The sequence below is a fragment of the Aquincola agrisoli genome, assembly GCF_036621135.1.
Lineage (GTDB): Bacteria > Pseudomonadota > Gammaproteobacteria > Burkholderiales > Burkholderiaceae_C > Aquincola > Aquincola agrisoli.
On sequence record NZ_JAZIBG010000036.1, the window covers coordinates 162,355 to 178,535 of the forward strand.

At 68.9% G+C, this 16,181-nt stretch carries 16 protein-coding genes; 8 read left to right on the forward strand and 8 right to left on the reverse strand.

What is annotated here, in order from left to right; genetic code table 11:
* Positions 1 to 25: 25 nt before the first annotated feature.
* The 7 genes from V4F39_RS17410 to V4F39_RS17440 all read left to right on the forward strand — a co-directional run bounded on the left by V4F39_RS17410 (position 26) and on the right by V4F39_RS17440 (position 8,596).
* Positions 26 to 928, forward strand: coding sequence for a carbohydrate ABC transporter permease (locus V4F39_RS17410; protein ID WP_332290997.1), 903 nt, complete (start codon positions 26 to 28; stop codon positions 926 to 928).
* A 95-nt stretch (positions 929 to 1,023) separates the two neighbouring features.
* Entirely contained in the window at positions 1,024 to 1,866 is an 843-nt protein-coding gene (locus V4F39_RS17415; RefSeq protein ID WP_332291551.1) for a carbohydrate ABC transporter permease, read from the forward strand.
* A gap of 176 nt (positions 1,867 to 2,042) precedes the next feature.
* Entirely contained in the window at positions 2,043 to 2,783 is a 741-nt protein-coding gene (locus V4F39_RS17420; RefSeq protein ID WP_332290998.1) for a GntR family transcriptional regulator, read from the forward strand.
* A 53-nt stretch (positions 2,784 to 2,836) separates the two neighbouring features.
* Positions 2,837 to 4,579, forward strand: a complete 1,743-nt coding sequence (locus V4F39_RS17425; RefSeq protein WP_332290999.1) for an IlvD/Edd family dehydratase — start codon at positions 2,837 to 2,839, stop codon at positions 4,577 to 4,579.
* Positions 4,580 to 4,588: 9 nt separating this feature from the next.
* Positions 4,589 to 5,509 carry a dihydrodipicolinate synthase family protein gene (locus V4F39_RS17430; protein WP_332291000.1) on the forward strand — a complete coding sequence of 307 codons (921 nt, stop codon included), beginning with the start codon at positions 4,589 to 4,591 and terminating at the stop codon, positions 5,507 to 5,509.
* A 152-nt stretch (positions 5,510 to 5,661) separates the two neighbouring features.
* Positions 5,662 to 7,881, forward strand: coding sequence for a CE1 family esterase (locus V4F39_RS17435; protein WP_332291001.1), 2,220 nt, complete (start codon positions 5,662 to 5,664; stop codon positions 7,879 to 7,881).
* Positions 7,882 to 7,894: 13 nt separating this feature from the next.
* Complete coding sequence (locus V4F39_RS17440) at positions 7,895 to 8,596, forward strand: PEP-CTERM sorting domain-containing protein (protein ID WP_332291002.1); 702 nt, start codon at positions 7,895 to 7,897, stop codon at positions 8,594 to 8,596.
* Between the two features lie 78 nt (positions 8,597 to 8,674).
* Here the strand turns inward: V4F39_RS17440 and V4F39_RS17445 are convergent, their stop codons facing one another.
* Positions 8,675 to 9,511, reverse strand: coding sequence for a DMT family transporter (locus tag V4F39_RS17445; protein ID WP_332291003.1), 837 nt, complete (start codon positions 9,509 to 9,511; stop codon positions 8,675 to 8,677).
* A gap of 251 nt (positions 9,512 to 9,762) precedes the next feature.
* A complete protein-coding gene (locus V4F39_RS17450) occupies positions 9,763 to 10,455 on the reverse strand; it encodes a hypothetical protein (RefSeq protein ID WP_332291004.1) in 693 nt (230 codons plus the stop codon).
* Positions 10,456 to 10,637: 182 nt separating this feature from the next.
* On the opposite strand from V4F39_RS17450, the gene V4F39_RS17455 reads away from it, so the two are divergent.
* Positions 10,638 to 10,838 (forward strand): hypothetical protein, encoded by a 201-nt coding sequence (locus tag V4F39_RS17455; protein ID WP_332291005.1) that lies wholly within the window; start codon positions 10,638 to 10,640, stop codon positions 10,836 to 10,838.
* 58 nt (positions 10,839 to 10,896) lie between these two features.
* Here the strand turns inward: V4F39_RS17455 and V4F39_RS17460 are convergent, their stop codons facing one another.
* From V4F39_RS17460 to V4F39_RS17485, 6 genes are all read right to left on the reverse strand, one after another.
* The gene (locus V4F39_RS17460; protein WP_332291007.1) at positions 10,897 to 11,880 is read right to left on the reverse strand and encodes a hydroxymethylglutaryl-CoA lyase; all 984 of its coding nucleotides are present in this window, start codon (positions 11,878 to 11,880) and stop codon (positions 10,897 to 10,899) included.
* A gap of 81 nt (positions 11,881 to 11,961) precedes the next feature.
* The gene (locus V4F39_RS17465) at positions 11,962 to 12,477 is read right to left on the reverse strand and encodes a carboxymuconolactone decarboxylase family protein (RefSeq protein WP_332291009.1); all 516 of its coding nucleotides are present in this window, start codon (positions 12,475 to 12,477) and stop codon (positions 11,962 to 11,964) included.
* An 11-nt stretch (positions 12,478 to 12,488) separates the two neighbouring features.
* Positions 12,489 to 13,277 (reverse strand): SDR family oxidoreductase, encoded by a 789-nt coding sequence (locus V4F39_RS17470; RefSeq protein ID WP_332291011.1) that lies wholly within the window; start codon positions 13,275 to 13,277, stop codon positions 12,489 to 12,491.
* Between the two features lie 3 nt (positions 13,278 to 13,280).
* Entirely contained in the window at positions 13,281 to 14,081 is an 801-nt protein-coding gene (locus tag V4F39_RS17475) for an SDR family NAD(P)-dependent oxidoreductase (RefSeq protein ID WP_332291012.1), read from the reverse strand.
* Positions 14,082 to 14,127: 46 nt separating this feature from the next.
* Positions 14,128 to 15,129 (reverse strand): tripartite tricarboxylate transporter substrate binding protein, encoded by a 1,002-nt coding sequence (locus V4F39_RS17480; RefSeq protein ID WP_378234985.1) that lies wholly within the window; start codon positions 15,127 to 15,129, stop codon positions 14,128 to 14,130.
* A gap of 131 nt (positions 15,130 to 15,260) precedes the next feature.
* Entirely contained in the window at positions 15,261 to 16,148 is an 888-nt protein-coding gene (locus V4F39_RS17485) for a LysR family transcriptional regulator (protein WP_332291013.1), read from the reverse strand.
* Positions 16,149 to 16,181: the final 33 nt, after the last annotated feature.

Genomic DNA, 16,181 nt, shown 5'->3' on the forward strand with positions numbered 1-16,181 from the left:
GCCACCCCCTGCGGTGCGAAAGCCCATGCTTCAGAAACTCCAAGACAGCCGCAACGGCCTCGGCTTCTTATTCATGCTCCCGGCCGCGGTCCTGCTGCTGGTGTTTCTGACGTATCCGCTCGGCCTGGGTACGTGGCTCGGCTTCACCGACGCCAAGGTCGGCCGCGCCGGCGAATGGGTCGGGCTGGAGAACTACCGCTACCTGTGGGGCGACAGCGTGACCCGGCTGGCGCTGTTCAACACGCTCTTCTACACCACGATCGCCAGCGTCCTGAAGTTCGTGCTCGGCCTCTGGCTGGCGCTGCTGCTGAACCGCAACCTCAGGATGAAGACGTTCTTCCGGGCGGTGATCCTGCTGCCCTACATCGTGCCGACGGCGCTCTCGGCCCTGGCGTTCTGGTGGATCTACGACGCGCAGTTCTCCGTGATCAGCTGGGTGCTGGTGAAGCTCGGTGTGATCGACACGTACATCGATTTCCTCGGTGAACCGTGGAACGCGCGCTTCTCGACCATCGCCGCCAACGTGTGGCGCGGCGTGCCGTTCGTCGCCATCACGCTGCTGGCCGGTTTGCAGACGATCTCGCCGTCGTACTACGAGGCATCGGCGATCGATGGCGCGACGCCGTGGCAGCAGTTCCGCCACGTCACCTTGCCGCTGCTGACGCCGATCATCGCCGTGGTGATGACGTTCTCGGTGCTCTTCACCTTCACCGACTTCCAGCTGATCTACGTGTTGACCCGCGGCGGGCCACTGAACGCGACCCACCTGATGGCGACCCTGTCGTTCCAGCGTGCGATCTCGGGCGGGGCGCTCGGCGAAGGCGCGGCCATCTCCATCGCAATGGTGCCGTTCCTCCTGGCGGCCATCATGTTCAGCTACTTCGGCCTCCAGCGCCGAGCATGGCAGCAAGGCGGAGCCGATCGATGAACGCGAACAGCGCCCCCAACGCGACGGCCGCGGCCTCGTCCGTCCGCGCCAGCAGCGCCGTCGCGCGCGCGGCCGCGGCCGAAGACTCGGTCGGCATGGAGTTCCTCGAGAGCCGCTCGCGGCGCATCTTCAAGGTCTACCTCCCGCTCGGCGCGTTCATCTTCACGCTGCTGTTCCCCTTCTACTGGATGGCGATCACGGCGTTCAAGCCGAACAACGAGCTGCTGTCGCGCGAAGGCAATCCGTTCTGGATCTCCGCACCGACGCTGGCGCACGTCAAGAAGCTGCTGTTCGAGACCTCGTACCCGCAGTGGATGTGGAACACGGTGCTGGTCTCGGTCGTGGCCACCTTCGTGTCGCTTGCGGCGTCCGTGTTGGCGGCCTATGCGATCGAGCGGCTGCGTTTCAGCGGCTCGAAGCAGACCGGCCTGGCGATCTTTCTCGCCTACCTCGTGCCGCCGTCCATCCTGTTCATTCCGCTGGCCTCGGTGATCAACAACCTCGGCATCTTCGACACCCGGCTGGCACTCATCCTGACCTATCCCACCTTCCTGATTCCGTTCTGCACCTGGCTGCTGATGGGCTACTTCCGCTCGATCCCCTTCGAGTTGGAAGAGTGCGCGCTGATCGACGGTGCGACGCGCTGGCAGATCCTGTCCAAGATCATCCTGCCGCTGGCGGTGCCGGGGCTGATCTCTGCCGGCATCTTCGCCTTCACGCTGTCGTGGAACGAATTCATCTACGCACTGACGTTCATCTCTTCGAGCGAGATCAAGACCCTGCCGGTCGGCGTCGTCACCGAGCTCGTCGAGGGTGACGTCTACCACTGGGGTTCGCTGATGGCGGGCGCGCTGTTCGGTTCGCTGCCGGTGGCCTTCGTCTATTCGTTCTTCGTCGAGTACTACGTTTCGGGCATGACGGGGTCGGTCAAGGAATGAGCGCTCGCCGCCGCGCTCGCTGCGCGATGGATTCGAGGCGTCGACCGCTCTGCTGATGGAGGCTGGAAGTTTTGTTGCCACACAGTCGCGTTGACAGCGTGTTCGCTGACGCATACGCTATTCTGTCAACCATGGCAGCGCCATGTCCGGCGCCGTCTCGAACAGATTGGTGCTACATGACTACCGTTGAACTATCGAAGTCGCTGCTGGATGCGGGTGAACCATCGAACACCCGTCCGAAGTCGTCGCCGGGCGCTGCGGCCCCCTCGCTGGTCGACCGCGCGTACCACACGATACGCCGCCGCATTCTCGACAACGTCTACCCTCCGGGTGCGCAGGCGCTCGAAAGCGACCTGGCCGTCGAGCTCGGCATCAGCAGAACGCCGTTGCGCGAGGCGTTGATACGTTTGCAGAACGAAGGCCTGATCGAGATCGTCCCGCGGCACGGCATGAGGGTGCTGCCCGTGTCGGCCACGGACATGAAGGAGATCTACGAAGTCCTGACCGCCCTCGAATCGTGCGCGGTCGAGCTCGTGGCGCGCCGCAAGCCGACGCCGGCCGAGATGAAGCCCTTGGTCGATGCGACACGCGAGATGGCGCGCGCGCTCAAGGTCAAGAATCTCGATGCCTGGGCTCAAGCCGACGAGTACTTCCACAAGTTCCTGATCGAGGCCGCCGGCAACCGGCTGCTCGTCGAGGCGATCCAGCAGTACCGCGACCGGGCGCACCGCGCGCTGATGTTCTCCCTGCGCCTGCGGCCGAAGCTGGAGACATCGACCCGAGAGCACCTGGAACTCGTCGATCTCCTGTGCAAGGGGGATGCGGCGGGAGCGGTCCAGGCCAACCGTGCGCACCGCGAGCGCGCCAGTCAGGAGCTGCTGGACATCTTCGAGCGGTACCGGCTCCAGCACCTTTGACCGGCAGCGCAACCGTCGCCTTCCCCATCCTCACTCCGTCCGATTGATCCCCGATGACTTTGCCGCCTCGAAAGCTCCGGTCCGCCGCTTGGTTCGGTACGGCCGACAAAAACGGTTTCATGTACCGCAGCTGGATGAAGAGCCAGGGCATTCCGGACCATGAGTTTCAGGGCAAGCCCATCATCGGGATCTGCAACACCTGGTCGGAGCTGACCCCGTGCAATTCGAATCTCCGCAAGCTGGCGGAGCACGTCAAGCGCGGCGTGTCGGAGGCCGGCGGCTTCCCGGTGGAGTTTCCGGTGTTCAGCAACGGCGAGTCGAATCTGCGGCCGACCGCCATGTTCACGCGCAACCTGGCCAGCATGGACGTGGAGGAGGCGATCCGCGGCAACCCCATCGACGGTGTCGTGCTCCTGGTCGGCTGCGACAAGACGACGCCCGCCCTGTTGATGGGCGCTGCCAGCTGCGACGTGCCGACCATCGCGGTCAGCACCGGGCCGATGCTCAACGGCAAGCATCAGGGGCGTGACATCGGATCGGGCACGGCGGTCTGGCAGCTGTCGGAGCAGGTCAAGGCCGGCAGGATCACGTTGCACGACTTCCTGTCGGCGGAGGCGGGCATGTCCCGGTCGGTCGGCACCTGCAACACCATGGGCACGGCCTCGACGATGGCCTGCGCGGCCGAGGCACTCGGTGTCACGCTGCCGCACAACGCAGCCATCCCTTCGGTCGATGCACGGCGGTACGTGCTGGCCCACATGTCCGGGATGCGCATCGTCGACATGGTGCTCGAAGACCTGACGCTGTCGAAGCTGCTCACGCGCGCTGCATTCGAGAACGCGATCCGCACGATCGCGGCGATCGGCGGCTCGACCAACGCGGTGATCCACCTGAAGGCGATCGCCGGCCGCATCGGCGTGCCGCTCGAACTCGAAGACTGGACGCGCGTCGGCCGCGGTACGCCGACCCTGGTCGACCTGCAACCCTCGGGCCGCTTCCTGATGGAGGAGTTCTACTACGCGGGCGGCCTGCCCGCGGTGCTGCGCCGCCTGGGTGAAGCCGGCCTGCTGCCGCACGCCGAGGCACTCACGGCCAACGGGCGCAGCCTGTGGGACAACGTCAAGGACGCGCCCATCCTCAACGACGAGGTCATCCGGCCCCTCGACAGGCCGCTGGTCGCCGATGGCGGCATGTGCATCCTGCGCGGCAACCTGGCGCCGCGCGGCGCGGTCCTGAAACCCTCGGCGGCCACCGAGAGCTTGCTGCAGCACCGCGGCCGCGCCGTGGTCTTCGAGAACCTGGATGACTACAAGGCGCGCATCGCCGACCCCGAGCTCGATGTCACGCGCGACTCGGTGCTGGTGATGAAGAACTGCGGGCCGCGCGGCTACCCGGGCATGGCCGAGGTCGGCAACATGGGCCTGCCGCCCAAGCTGCTGGCGCAGGGGGTGACCGACATGGTGCGCCTGTCCGACGCCCGCATGAGCGGCACCGCGTACGGCACCGTCGTGCTGCACGTCGCGCCCGAGGCGCGCGCCGGCGGGCCGCTGGCAATCGTGCGGGACGGTGACCTGATCGAACTCGACTGCGCTGCCGGGCGCCTGCACCTGGCCATCAGCGACGACGAGCTGGCGTTGCGCCTCGCGGCCTGGCGCGAGGCCCAGCGCCCCGACCCTCGCGATGCCAGCGGTTACCGGGGGCTGTACGTCGACCGGGTACTGCAGGCCGACGAAGGCTGCGATTTCGACTTCCTCGTCGGCTGCCGCGGCGCCGAAGTCCCGCCTCACTCGCACTAAGCAACCGACATGAATAAAGCTCGCTACAGGGGTGTCTTCCCCGTCGTTCCGACCACGTTCACGGACGCTGGCGAGCTGGACCTCGAGAGCCAGAAGCGCTGCGTCGACTTCATGATCGATGCCGGCTCGAACGGGCTGTGCATCCTCGCCAACTTCTCCGAACAGTTCGTCCTGTCCGATGCCGAGCGCGAGCAGCTGACACGCACGATCCTCACGCACGTGGGCGGTCGGGTGCCGGTGATCGTCACCACCACCCACTTCTCCAGCCGCGTCTGCGCGGAACGCAGCCGCATGGCGCAGGACCTGGGCGCGGCCATGGTGATGGTGATGCCGCCCTACCACGGCGCGACGATCCGCGTGGGCGAGCCGCAGATCCACGAGTTCTACGCCCGTGTGTCGGACGCGATCACGATCCCGATCATGATCCAGGATGCACCGGTCGCGGGCACGCCGCTCAGCGCGGGTTTCCTCGCACGCATGGCGACCGACATCGAGCACGTGGCCTACTTCAAGATCGAGACGGCCGGCGCGGCGTCCAAGCTGCGCGAGTTGATCCGCCTCGGAGGCGATGCGATCGAAGGTCCGTGGGACGGCGAGGAAGCCATCACGCTGATCCCGGACCTGGATGCGGGCGCCACCGGCGCAATGACCGGCGGGGGCTATCCCGACGGCATCCGCCTGATCGTCGACGCCTACGCCGCGGGCCGGCGGGAGCAGGCCTGCGATCTCTATCAGCGCTGGCTGCCGCTCATCAATTACGAGAACCGCCAATGCGGCCTGCTCGCATGCAAGGCCTTGATGAAGGAAGGCGGCGTGATCGAGTGCGAAGCACCGCGCCATCCGCTTCCTGCCATGCATCCCGCGACGCGCGCGGGGCTGATCGAGCTGGCCAGAGGCCTCGACGCCCAGGTGCTGCGCTGGGGCCGCTGATCCTGCGCGCATAGGGGATTCCGCGCTGGCCGGCCTGCGGCCAAGCGCTTGACTGACGCCGGCGTCAGCGCATACATTGTCAAATACGTCATGGCGTACGCGAGATGCGTCAGGCGCTCGAGCTTTTTCGATTCCACCAAGAGGAGACGACAATGCACGGAGTGCATCACCGCGTTCTATCGTTCATCATGTTCATGACGCTGTTCATGAGCAGTTCCTTGGCCTTTGCCGTCACTGCGGCAGATCTCAGAGCTTCGATGCGGGACGCCAATGCGCTGCCCTCGCCAACGGACGTCGAGGAGAGGGCAGCGAGAGGCAACTACCTGCCCTACACCGGGTACTTCGAAGAGACCTACACCACCGGCGCCGCGGCCGGTCGGAAGGCGAGGTTCTATATTCCCCAGGGCGCGTTCGTGCGGGACTACTTCCTGGCGATCGCGCTGCCGAACGGCACGAACGTCGAGGACTTCCTCGTGAACAGCGGGTGGGTCGACGTTGCCGAGGCCAGGCGCATGTCGCTGATCATCCTGATGCCGGACGGCGCCCAATGGGGCTCCTACGCGCAGGAGCAGGGCTACCTGGGGCGGGTGCTCGACGGCTACACCTCGGGCCGCAGGTGGTACTCCGTCCACGGCGTGTTCTATCTCGCCGGGTACGGCAACGGCGGGGACATCCTGCAGCAATGGGCCGGCGAGAACCCCCTGTTCGTGATCAGCCAGGCCTACTTCGATTCCTCGCTGGACGGGGCCACCCTGGCTGCCGCGGGCGAATACTTCTACGTGCCCAGCGGGCAGACGGCGCTGACCTCGGAAGCACCGGGCGTGAGCGCCCCGGGTGCGGGCGTGCCGTGCGGCAGGACCTTCCAGTGCGTCAAGAAGAAGGACATCCCGGTGCCCACCGACCTCTTCGGCACGAGCACGTCGCAGAGCGCGATCAACTACTGGAAGTCCGCCAACGAATGCGGCTTCACCGTGACGCCCGGCGCCGGCGCGCTGGGAAGCGACGTCTGCACGCAGAACAAGGTGAATTCGAAGGCCATCGCCACCGGCGTGAGCAACGTGGTCTCGCGGGTGTCGGTGCTGAATGCCAACGTCAACTACGTTGACCCGCGCGTCACGCAGCAGGTGTACGACAGCCTCACGACCTACACGCGCTACACGAACTCGTCGGCGTGGAGCAATGCGCTGGGCTTCCGGTCCAATTACCAGAAGCTCGGCGTCGAAGTGGTGGACATGTGGCGCATGGAGAACGGCAGGAACGTCAAGCGCCACTACATCGCCTACGTGCCCGCGAAGGTGAAGGACAAAAAGGCCTATCCCAACGGCGCCCCGGTGATCTACGCATTCGGCGGCAACGGCAACAACGCCTTCAACTTCTTCGAGGCCAGCCAGTTCGTCGAGCTGGCCGACACCTACGGCTTCACCATCGTCATGCCCGGCGAGCACACCTCGAACAACGGCGTCACGACGACGTGGAGCATCAACGAGGCCGACTACCAGTTCGTGCTTGCGGTGATGGAAGAAATGAAGGCCAAGCATGGCCAATATTTCGACCCGAAGCGGGTCTACGCCGTCGGGCACTCGCAGGGCGGCGGGATGACGAACTTCCTGTCCGAGCGGGATCCGGACCTGTTCACGGCCTATGCGGTCATGGCCGGCGTGGCGCGCAACTTCGCGGCGGGCACGCCGCCGGCGCCGATGTACGCGATCTACGGCGAGTACGACTCCGTGAGCCCCACCGGCAACAGGACGAACTGGCTGCGCCGCAACAATTTCGAGGCCCCCAATGGCATCGTCACGGATCCGTTCGACCTGCCCGCCAGGTACGACAACCCGATCCAGTACCTGATCTACCCCAACACGCCCGCCTACCCGGGCAACAAGTTCGAAACGACCACGTGGTACACCCCGGAAGGCATCCCGATGTTCGCCGACACCACGGCGTACGGTCGCGAGCACAACAACACCGTTCCTGATGCACGGCGGATCTGGACCGAGTGGTTCTCCCGGTGGGGGCGGGATGAAAGCGGCAACCGCGTGTACGCGCGCACCACGCCGCCGGCGCCCACCCTGCAGGTGGTGCCGGGCGTCTTGAACCTGCGCACGACCGCGGGCCTCGTCACGGCGGTGATCAGCGTGCCTGCGGGCGCCGATCTGCGCGAATGGAGCGTCACGGGCATCTCGGCGGCTGGTGCGCCTGCGGTGTCCACCGCCTACACGGCCGACGGCCGGTCCCTGGTGGTGACGTTCAACAAGGCCCAGCTGAGCAGCCTGCAGGCCGGCGACGTGTCGTTCACGGTGACCGGACATTTCAACCGCTACGGCATGCAGTGGCCCATCAGCGCGGCCGCTGTCGTCAAGGTCGTGAAGTAGAGGGGCGGCGCTCATGAAGACGTTGAGAACGACGATCGCCGCCGCGCTGCTGGCGTGTGCGGCACTGGGCGCACACGCTGCGCCTGGCCCCTACACGAGCAGCTCGTTCGCGAGCGATGCGGTGGCGGTCGCGGGGGCCGTGGCCGACGTGGATTCGAAGGCGAGTCCGCTGGACACGCCACCGTTGATCAGCACCGCGGTGGCCATCAGCGGCGCGGACTTCGCGTCCGCCTCGGGCTTCGCGGGCGGCGGGTTGCTGGTGGCGCAGGCCGAAGCGAGCAGCGCCAGCGAAGCGGTGAGTGCCGTGGGCACGGCGTTCTTCGAGGGCATGTTCAGCATGACCGGCGTGGGGGCGGTGGCGTTCAAGATCGATCTGCTCGAGCAGAACTTCACCGACGCGGGGCAATTCTCGGATGCGTCCCTGTTCTTCAAGCTGACCTTCGAAGGCACGACGTACGCCGATGTGGTGCTCACGGGGGACGACGGCCCGTACGTCCTGAATTTGACCCTCCCTGGCGCGGGCACCGGCATGTTCAGCTTGCTGCTGGCGAGCGAGGCCAACGCGCTGCGGGGCGATGCCTCGAACTTCGCGCAGGCCGAGTTCATGGCGGCCGTGCCGGAGCCGGGCCAGCTGTCTCTGCTGCTGGCGGGCCTCGGGCTGGTTGGCGTGGTCATCCGGTCGCGGCGGCGCATTGGCGCTCCGTCCGCCGCCTGACCTCGCGGTGGCTTGCCGCGCGGCGCGCCCCGCAAGGGCGCGCCGCGTCGATGTGCTGAAGCCCGCGCCTTGCTGCCGTCAGCGCCGCGGCTTCAGGTTCAGCGCCACGCCCGACACGCACAGCAGCATGGCCAGGCATTCGTAGCGCCCCAGCGGATCGCCGTCGACGACGGCACCGGTCACCATGGCCACGACCGGCACGAGCACGGGGCTCAACGCGGCCACATGGGCCGGCACCTTGCGAACGATCGTGAACCACGCGGCGTTGCCGATGGCCATGGGCACGATGCTGATGTAGCCGATCACCGCCAGGCTCGGCCAGGAGGGCACGAACCACTCGCGGTTGCCCAGGGCCAGGGCGACCGTGCCCAGCGGAACGCCGATGCACAGCAGTTGCCACCCGGTGAGCACCGTGCTGCTGACCGGGACCGGGAAACGCTTGAGCAGCAGGGTCCCGCAGGCCCAGCCGATCGCAGCCAGCAAGCCGAGCGCAAAGCCCAGCTGGGTCGACAGGCGGTTGTCCCAGCCGATCAACCCCAGCAGCAGAACGCCCGATCCCCCCAGCGCCAGTGCGGCCAGCGCCCGCCGGTCGAGCCGCTGGCGCAGGAACAGATGTGCCCCCATGGCCGCCCACAAGGGCATCGTGAAGCCGAGCACCGCGGCCTGCCCGGACGGGATGAGCACCGCCGCGTAGGTGCTGGCGACGTTCCACACGCCGAGGTAGACGAGCGCGGCCGAGGCCGTGGTCAGCCAGTAGCGGCGCGGAATGCGCAGCGACTCGCCGCGGCTGTGGCTCCACAGGAGCAGCAGCACGCCCGAGATCACGACGCTGACGGCGCGGAAGGTCCATACGGAGACCTCCTGCACCGCCATCGCGAACAGCGGCCAGTTGGTGCCCCATACGAGGGTCAGCACGGCGACCAGCGGCAACGGTGCGACGGCTTTCGACGCAGAAGGAGGGGAGGGCTGGGTTTGCACGAGCCGAGGTTACCTCGGCGCCGGGGCATTGCGGGGTTGTCCAGACAAGCCGGGCTTCCGGCTGAGCGCGGCGGCGTCGTAGGGCGCATGGACTTTCACGTCCCCGCTTTCCGGAGCCACTTCCCGGCGGAGTCGGCCACAACGATGGCGTTGCGCTTCTGCCGCGGCAGGGCAACGAACTGCGCGCCTCAGCGCCCCGCGGCCGGGTCGCCGGTGTCCGGGCCGGGGGAGGGGTCGCCCGGCCGGCTGGCCAGCCCCGCGCCCCACGCCATGCCCAAGCCCCCGCCGCCGTCCGCTCCCGCGCGCCCGCCCCGGTTGCCGCCCCCCTGGCCCGCGGCACCGCCCTTGCCGCCCGTCCCGCCGAGCCTCAGCGGACCCTGCTTGGGCACCTGGAGTGATGCGGGGATGGGCGCCAGCTCCAGCACCTCGCGGATGAACTGGCGCAGCGAGGCCACCAGGGCGGCCGTTTCCACCGGCCGGCCCGCGACCATCTCCTGGGCGGCGTGGACCGCCAGCCGCACTTGCTCGTCGGTGCCCAGCAGGATGACGTCGGACAGCGCCGCCTCGACCGCGTCGCGCACGCGGCGCGCACGGTCGGAGCCGCCGCCACCGGCCGCCGCATCGGGCGGCAGCTGGCGCAGCTCGCGCAGGTGCCGGGGGTCGACCGCCAACTGGCCGGTGAAGGAGCTGCCCAGCGTCTTGTAGGCCGCTATCAGGGTCTTCAGACGTTCGTTGATCTGGCGGTTCTCCCGCTCGCGCCGCTGCTGCACGGTGTGCATCACCAGCAGCCGGACGCCGACGGCGACCAGCGAGACCAGGGCCAGTCCCAGCACGGTGGACACCAGGGCCTGCCAGGAAGTGAAGTCGAGGGCGTTGCGCATGGGAAGCTGCGGGGCGGGGGATCGGCCGCCTGCACCGCGAGTATCCGGGAAGCCGGGCGATGCAAGGTGTATCTCAGCGGACGTCCTACAGCCCCTGCGCCCTGCAGCCTACGGCCGCCGCGGGCACCCGGTCCTAGATTTGGAAGGCGGCGCAAGGTCGCGCCGCGCATCCGGAGACAGCCATGCAGAACCAGCAAAGCAACCAACCCGGCCAGGGCAACAACCCGAAGCCCGGCCAGCAGCAGGACCAGCAATCGCGTCCTGGTCAGCAGCAGGATGACCAAGGCGGGCGCCAGGGCGGCCAGCAGGGCGGACAGCAGGGCGGCAACCAGAACCCCGGCCAGCAGGATCCGTCGCAGGGCCAGAAGAACCAGCGTCCGTAAGCACGCGCGTTGACCCCTGTGCAGGGCGGCCCCCGAGGGGTGCCGCCCTCTTGGCCGTCTACGGGGCGAGCGGCGCCAGCAGGCGCTCCGTCGCCGGCCGCCGGCCGTTGGCGTAGACGAAGCCCTTGGTCAGGCCGGCTTCGGGCGTCATGCCGTAGAGCGGCTCGCCCGGCAGCCCGTTCGCCAGCGCCGCGCGCCCCGCCGCCAGGCGGCCGAGGTCCACGCCGGTGTCCACACCCATCGACTCGAACATGAAGACGAGGTCCTCGGTCACCACGTTGCCGGATGCGCCGGGCGCATACGGGCAGCCGCCCAGCCCGCCCTGCGAGGCGTCGAAGGTGCGCACGCCGGCCTCGTAGGCGGCCAGGCAGTTCGCGAGGCCAAGGCCACGCGTGTTGTGCATGTGCGCGGCCCCGGCATGCTCGCCGAGCGCGGCGCGCAGCCGTTTGAACAGGCGCTGCACCTGTGCGGGGTTGGCCATGCCGGTGGTGTCCGACAGCCCCGATTCGTCGGCGCCCGCCGCGATGGCCTGCTCGGCCATCCAGATCACGTCGTCCTCGGCGACGGCGCCCTGGATCGTGCAGCCGAAGGCGGTGGAGATGCCGGCCTCGATCTTCACGCCGGGCGCGCGCTCGTCGCGCAGCGCGGCGATGTTGCGGATCTCCTCGATCATCTGCTCGCGCGTCTTGCGCACGTTGGCCAGCGAGTGGGCGGCGCTGGCCGACACCGGCAGGGTCAGCTTGTGCACGCCTGCCGCCAGGGCTGCTTCGGCGCCGCGCAGGTTGGGCACCAGGGCCATCACCGTCAGGCCGGGCTTGCCCAGCGCATGGCGCACGACCTCGGCCGCGTCCGCCATCTGCGGCAGCAGCTTGGCCGGGACGAAGGAGCAGACCTCGATCTCGCGCAGGCCGGCGCCGTGGAGGGCATCGATCCACGCGAGCTTGGCGGCCGTCGGCATCGTCCGGGACACGCTCTGCAGCCCGTCGCGCGGGCCGACTTCGCTGATCAGGACGGAAGGCGGGAGGGCGGTGGTCGTGGGCATCGTCGTGACGGAAGTATGTTCTGTGAAGTAGAACATTATTCTGTCAGACGACCAAACCGGGCGTCCATCGCCCGGCCTGCCTCAATGCCCGATCTGCAAGGCCACCAGGAAGCGCGAGACCATGTTGTAGGCGCCGATGGTCACCAGCGCGTCGACCACCTGCCGTTCGTCGCAGTGCCGGCGCACCTCGTCGTACAGCGCCTGCGGCACCTCGATGTCGCGGGTCATCGTGTCGGTCAGGCGGATCAGCGCCTGCTCCGCCGCCGTGAGGCCCGGCCCGATCGTCGCCGGATCGGCCAGCGCGTCGATCTTGGCCTGCGTGGCGCCCGCCGCCAGCGCGATCGGCACGTGGGCGTCGTACTCGAAGCGCGCCCGGTTCAGCACCGCGACCCGCACGATGACGAGTTCGCGCACGTCCTCCGGCAAGGTGTTGTGCCGGCGCACGGCGGTGAGCATGCGCTCCCAGCCCTGTGCCATGGGCGGGCTGTTGAGCAGCACCTGGTAGAGCGGGGAGACGCGGCCGCGCTGGGCGGTGATGCCGGCTTCGAGCTCGGCGAGGTCCGGGCGGGTGCCGGGCGGAATGGGGGCGATGCGCATGGGGCGGGCGGTCAGATCAGGGGGGTGTTGGCGCCGTCCATCGGCACGATGGCGCCATTGACGTAGCTCGCGCGCGGCGAGGCGAGGAACACGGCCACCGCGGCGATCTCCTCGGGTTGCGCCACGCGGCCGAGCGGCAGCAGGGCGCCGGGGTCCGGGGGCGGCGGACGGCCTTCGGACGCGGCCAGCCGGCGGTCGGCCTCGATGCGTTCGGCCAGCCGCTCGGTCAGCACGGGGCCGGGGTTGATGCCGTTCACGCGCACGCCGCTGCGGGCATAGGCTGCCGCCAGGCCGGCGCTGGCCAGCATCAGCGCCGCGTTGGCGGAGCCGCCGGCCAGGTGCACCGGGTTGCCCACCTTGCCGCCCATGCCGATCACGTTGACGACGGCGCCGGCGCCGCGCGCAGCCATGCGCTTGACCGCCGGGTCCAGCATGTGGATGTAGGTGAAGTACTTGGCGTCCATCGCGGCGCGCCAGGCGGCAGGCGTCAGCTCGGCGGCCGGCATGCGGCGCGCCGCGCCCGCGCTGTTGACCAGCACGTCCAGCGGGCCGAAGCGTTGCTCGGCCGCGTCGAGCGCCGCCGCGGCGGCCTCGGCGTCCTGCAGGTCGGCCGGAAAGGCGGCGGCGCGCCCGCGCTGCGCCGCATCGAGCGTGCCGATGGCCTGCTGCAGCCCCTCGGCGCCGCGGGCCACGAGGCTCACGCGGGCCCCTTCGTCGAGGAAGGCGCGCACGCAGGCGAGCCCGATGCCGCGGCTCGCGCCGGTGACCACCACATGCTTGCCGTCGAGTTGCAGGTCCATCGGCTACCCCCGCTTCAGCAGCAGCCCGCCGTCGACGGGCAGGACCACGCCGGTGATGTATTTCGCCTCATCGGACGCGAGGAACACCGCGGCGTTGGCGACGTCCCAGGCGCTGCCCATGCGGCCCATCGGCACCATCGCGTCGCGCTCCGCGCGCACCACCTCGCGCGGCACCCCGCGTTCCTGCGCGCGGCGCTCGATCGCCATCGGCGTGTCGATCAGCCCGGGCAGGACCACGTTGGCGCGCACGCCGTGCGGCGCGTTCTCGAACGCGATGTGCTGGGTCAGCGTGTTCACCGCGCCCTTGCTGGTCTTGTAGGCGACGGTCTGGCGGCCGGCCAGCGCGGAGGTGGACGAGATGTTGATGATGCTGCCCGAGCGCTGCGCCACCATGTGCGGCAGCGCATGCTTGCAGGTCATGAACATGCCCTTGAGGTTCATGGCCATCAGCGCGTCCCAGGCGTCGGCGTCCATCTCCGCGGTCTTCTTGTCGCCCTTGGAGCGGCCGACGTTGTTGTGCAGCACGTCGATGCGACCGTAGCGCTCGATGCAGGCCGCGACGAGCGCCGCGCAGTCCGCCTCCTGCGTGATGTCGGCGCGCAGCGTGGAAGCCGGATGGCCGTGCGGCCGGACGGCGGCCAGCGTGTCGTCGGCCCATTCGGGGTTGATGTCCACCAGCAGCAGCGTGGCGCCTTCCTGCGCGAAGCGCTCGGCCGTGGCGCGGCCGTTGCCGAGCGTGCCGCCCGGCTGCTGGCCGGCGCCGACGATGACGGCGACCTTGCCTTCGAGTCTCTTGCTTGTCATGGGTGTCCTGGATGGCTGTGTTCTGTCTTGACCGGGGGCGGGGCCTTCAGTCCACGCTGACGTTGCCCTCGACGACCACCTTGCGCCAGCGTGCTTCCTCGGCGCGCAGGAAGCGCGTCATGTCCTGGGGCGAGTTCACCGCGACGTTGAGGCCTTCGTTGACCAGGCGGGCGCGGTACGCAGGCGCCTCGGCCGCCTTGCGCAGCGCGGCGTTCAGCCGGTTCAGCGCCTCGGGCGGCGTGCCGGCCGGCGCAAAGAGGGCATACCACACTTCGGCCTCGTAGCCCGGCACCGTTTCGCCGATGGTCGGCACGCCTTCATAGGCCGGCGTGCGCTTGGCCGAGGTGACGGCGATCGCGCGCATCTTGCCGCCGTCGACCAGCTTGGCCACGCCGCCGGCGGTGCCGAAGACCAGGTCGATCTGGCCGCCCATCAGGTCGTTGTAGGCCGGGCCGGCGCCGCGGTACGGCACGTGGGTGAGGTCGATCTTGGCCAGGTTCTTGAAGAGTTCGCCGGCCAGGTGCACCGCCGAGCCGTTGCCCGACGAGCCGTAGTTCAGCTTGCCGGGGTTGGCCTTGGCGGCCTGGATGACGTCCTGCACCGTCTTGTACGGGCTGCCCGGGTGCGTGACCAGCACGTTGGGGCCGCTGCAGATGAGGCCCACGCCGGTGAAGTTCTTCTGGGTGTCGTAGGGCAGCTTCTTGACGAGCGAATCGTTGATCGCGAGCGCCGAGGTGGTCAGCAGCAGCGTGTAGCCGTCGGGCGGCGCCTTGGCGACCATGTCCGAGCCGATCACCGTGCCGGCGCCCGGCTTGTTGTCGATGATCATCGGCTGGCCCAGCTCGCGCGACATGTCGTCGATCAGCGCGCGGCCGACCATGTCGGTCCCGCCGCCGGGCGTGAAGGGCACGATCACGCGGATCATGCGCGAGGGGTAGGCGTCGGCCGCGCGGGCGCTGGGGGCGGCGAACGAGAGGCCGGCGGGCACAGCGGCGCCGAGCAGGCGCAGCGCATTGCGCCGGGAGGGGGAGTGAAGGGCCACGGTCATGTCTCCTGCGGTGAAGCGTGCGCGCGTCGAGGCGGCATCGCGGTACAGGGGCAGTCTAGGAACCGGGGCGGCACGAGCTTTGAATTTTCGGAAAAGCTCCGTTTCCCGTTCATGCGCGGCCCGGCGACCGCTCAGCCCTTGTCGCCGGCCTGCAGGTGGTCGAGGAAGGCGCGTGCCGGCGCGGAGAGCTTCTGGATGTCGCGCACGCAGACCCAGAGCTGCCGCAGCGCCCAGGGGTCTTCCAGCGGGATCACCACGAGGCCCATCGACGCCTCGTAGTGGCGCGCGATCCCGATCGGCACGATGGCCAGCCCCAGGCCCTCGCGCACGAGGTTGCAGCGGGCCTCGGGGTTGGAGACCTGCGCACGCACGCGCAGCGGCCTCGAGAGCGTCGGGCCGGCCAGCAGCAGGAACTCCTCCAGGCTGTGGCGCGGGAAGTAGCCGAGGAAGTCGTAGTCCAGCGCCTCCTCCAGCCGCACCTGCGGGCGCGACGCGAGCGGATGCCCCGCCGGCACGACGAGGCCCGAGCGGTCGCGCCGGTACGGCATCGAGACCACGCCCGAGGCGGGGTGGGCCGCGTGGTAGATGCCGATGTGGGCCTCGTCGTCGGCGACCCTGCGCGGCACGTCGTAGCTGTAGGCCTCGGTGAGGTCGACGCGCGCGTCGTCGCTGATGCGCGAGAAGGTGCTGATCTCCCTCGGCAGGAACTGCTGCACCGCCGACAGGTTGGCCACCAGCCGGATCTGGGGCACGCCGCTGGCCGAGAACGAGGCGAGCGAGCTGCGCGCCTGCGCGATGTTGCGCAGGATCACCTTGGCCTGCTGGTAGAGCATCGCGCCGGCGGGCGTGGGCTCCACGCCGCGGCCGTGGCGGTGCAGCAGCTGCGTGCCGAGGCGGCGCTCCAGCTCGGCGATGCGCTTGCTGGCAGCGGAGGTCACGAGGTGCATGCGCTCGGCCGCGCGCGACAGGCTTTTTTCCTCGATCGCGGCGACGAGGATTTCCAAAGAAGAAAACTCCATGGTCCGCGGATTGTGACCGTGCGCGCTCGCCGC

Coding starts and splice junctions, on each gene's coding strand:
- V4F39_RS17440 (WP_332291002.1), top strand. CDS start 7,895: ATGAAGACGTTGAGAACGACGATCGCCGCCGCGCTGCTGGCGTGTGCG.
- V4F39_RS17470 (WP_332291011.1), bottom strand. CDS start 13,277: ATGGACCTGCAACTCGACGGCAAGCATGTGGTGGTCACCGGCGCGAGC.
- V4F39_RS17415 (WP_332291551.1), top strand. CDS start 1,024: ATGGAGTTCCTCGAGAGCCGCTCGCGGCGCATCTTCAAGGTCTACCTC.
- V4F39_RS17450 (WP_332291004.1), bottom strand. CDS start 10,455: ATGCGCAACGCCCTCGACTTCACTTCCTGGCAGGCCCTGGTGTCCACC.
- V4F39_RS17425 (WP_332290999.1), top strand. CDS start 2,837: ATGACTTTGCCGCCTCGAAAGCTCCGGTCCGCCGCTTGGTTCGGTACG.
- V4F39_RS17480 (WP_378234985.1), bottom strand. CDS start 15,129: ATGACCGTGGCCCTTCACTCCCCCTCCCGGCGCAATGCGCTGCGCCTG.
- V4F39_RS17475 (WP_332291012.1), bottom strand. CDS start 14,081: ATGACAAGCAAGAGACTCGAAGGCAAGGTCGCCGTCATCGTCGGCGCC.
- V4F39_RS17460 (WP_332291007.1), bottom strand. CDS start 11,880: ATGCCCACGACCACCGCCCTCCCGCCTTCCGTCCTGATCAGCGAAGTC.
- V4F39_RS17420 (WP_332290998.1), top strand. CDS start 2,043: ATGACTACCGTTGAACTATCGAAGTCGCTGCTGGATGCGGGTGAACCA.
- V4F39_RS17410 (WP_332290997.1), top strand. CDS start 26: ATGCTTCAGAAACTCCAAGACAGCCGCAACGGCCTCGGCTTCTTATTC.
- V4F39_RS17430 (WP_332291000.1), top strand. CDS start 4,589: ATGAATAAAGCTCGCTACAGGGGTGTCTTCCCCGTCGTTCCGACCACG.
- V4F39_RS17435 (WP_332291001.1), top strand. CDS start 5,662: ATGCACGGAGTGCATCACCGCGTTCTATCGTTCATCATGTTCATGACG.
- V4F39_RS17455 (WP_332291005.1), top strand. CDS start 10,638: ATGCAGAACCAGCAAAGCAACCAACCCGGCCAGGGCAACAACCCGAAG.
- V4F39_RS17465 (WP_332291009.1), bottom strand. CDS start 12,477: ATGCGCATCGCCCCCATTCCGCCCGGCACCCGCCCGGACCTCGCCGAG.
- V4F39_RS17485 (WP_332291013.1), bottom strand. CDS start 16,148: ATGGAGTTTTCTTCTTTGGAAATCCTCGTCGCCGCGATCGAGGAAAAA.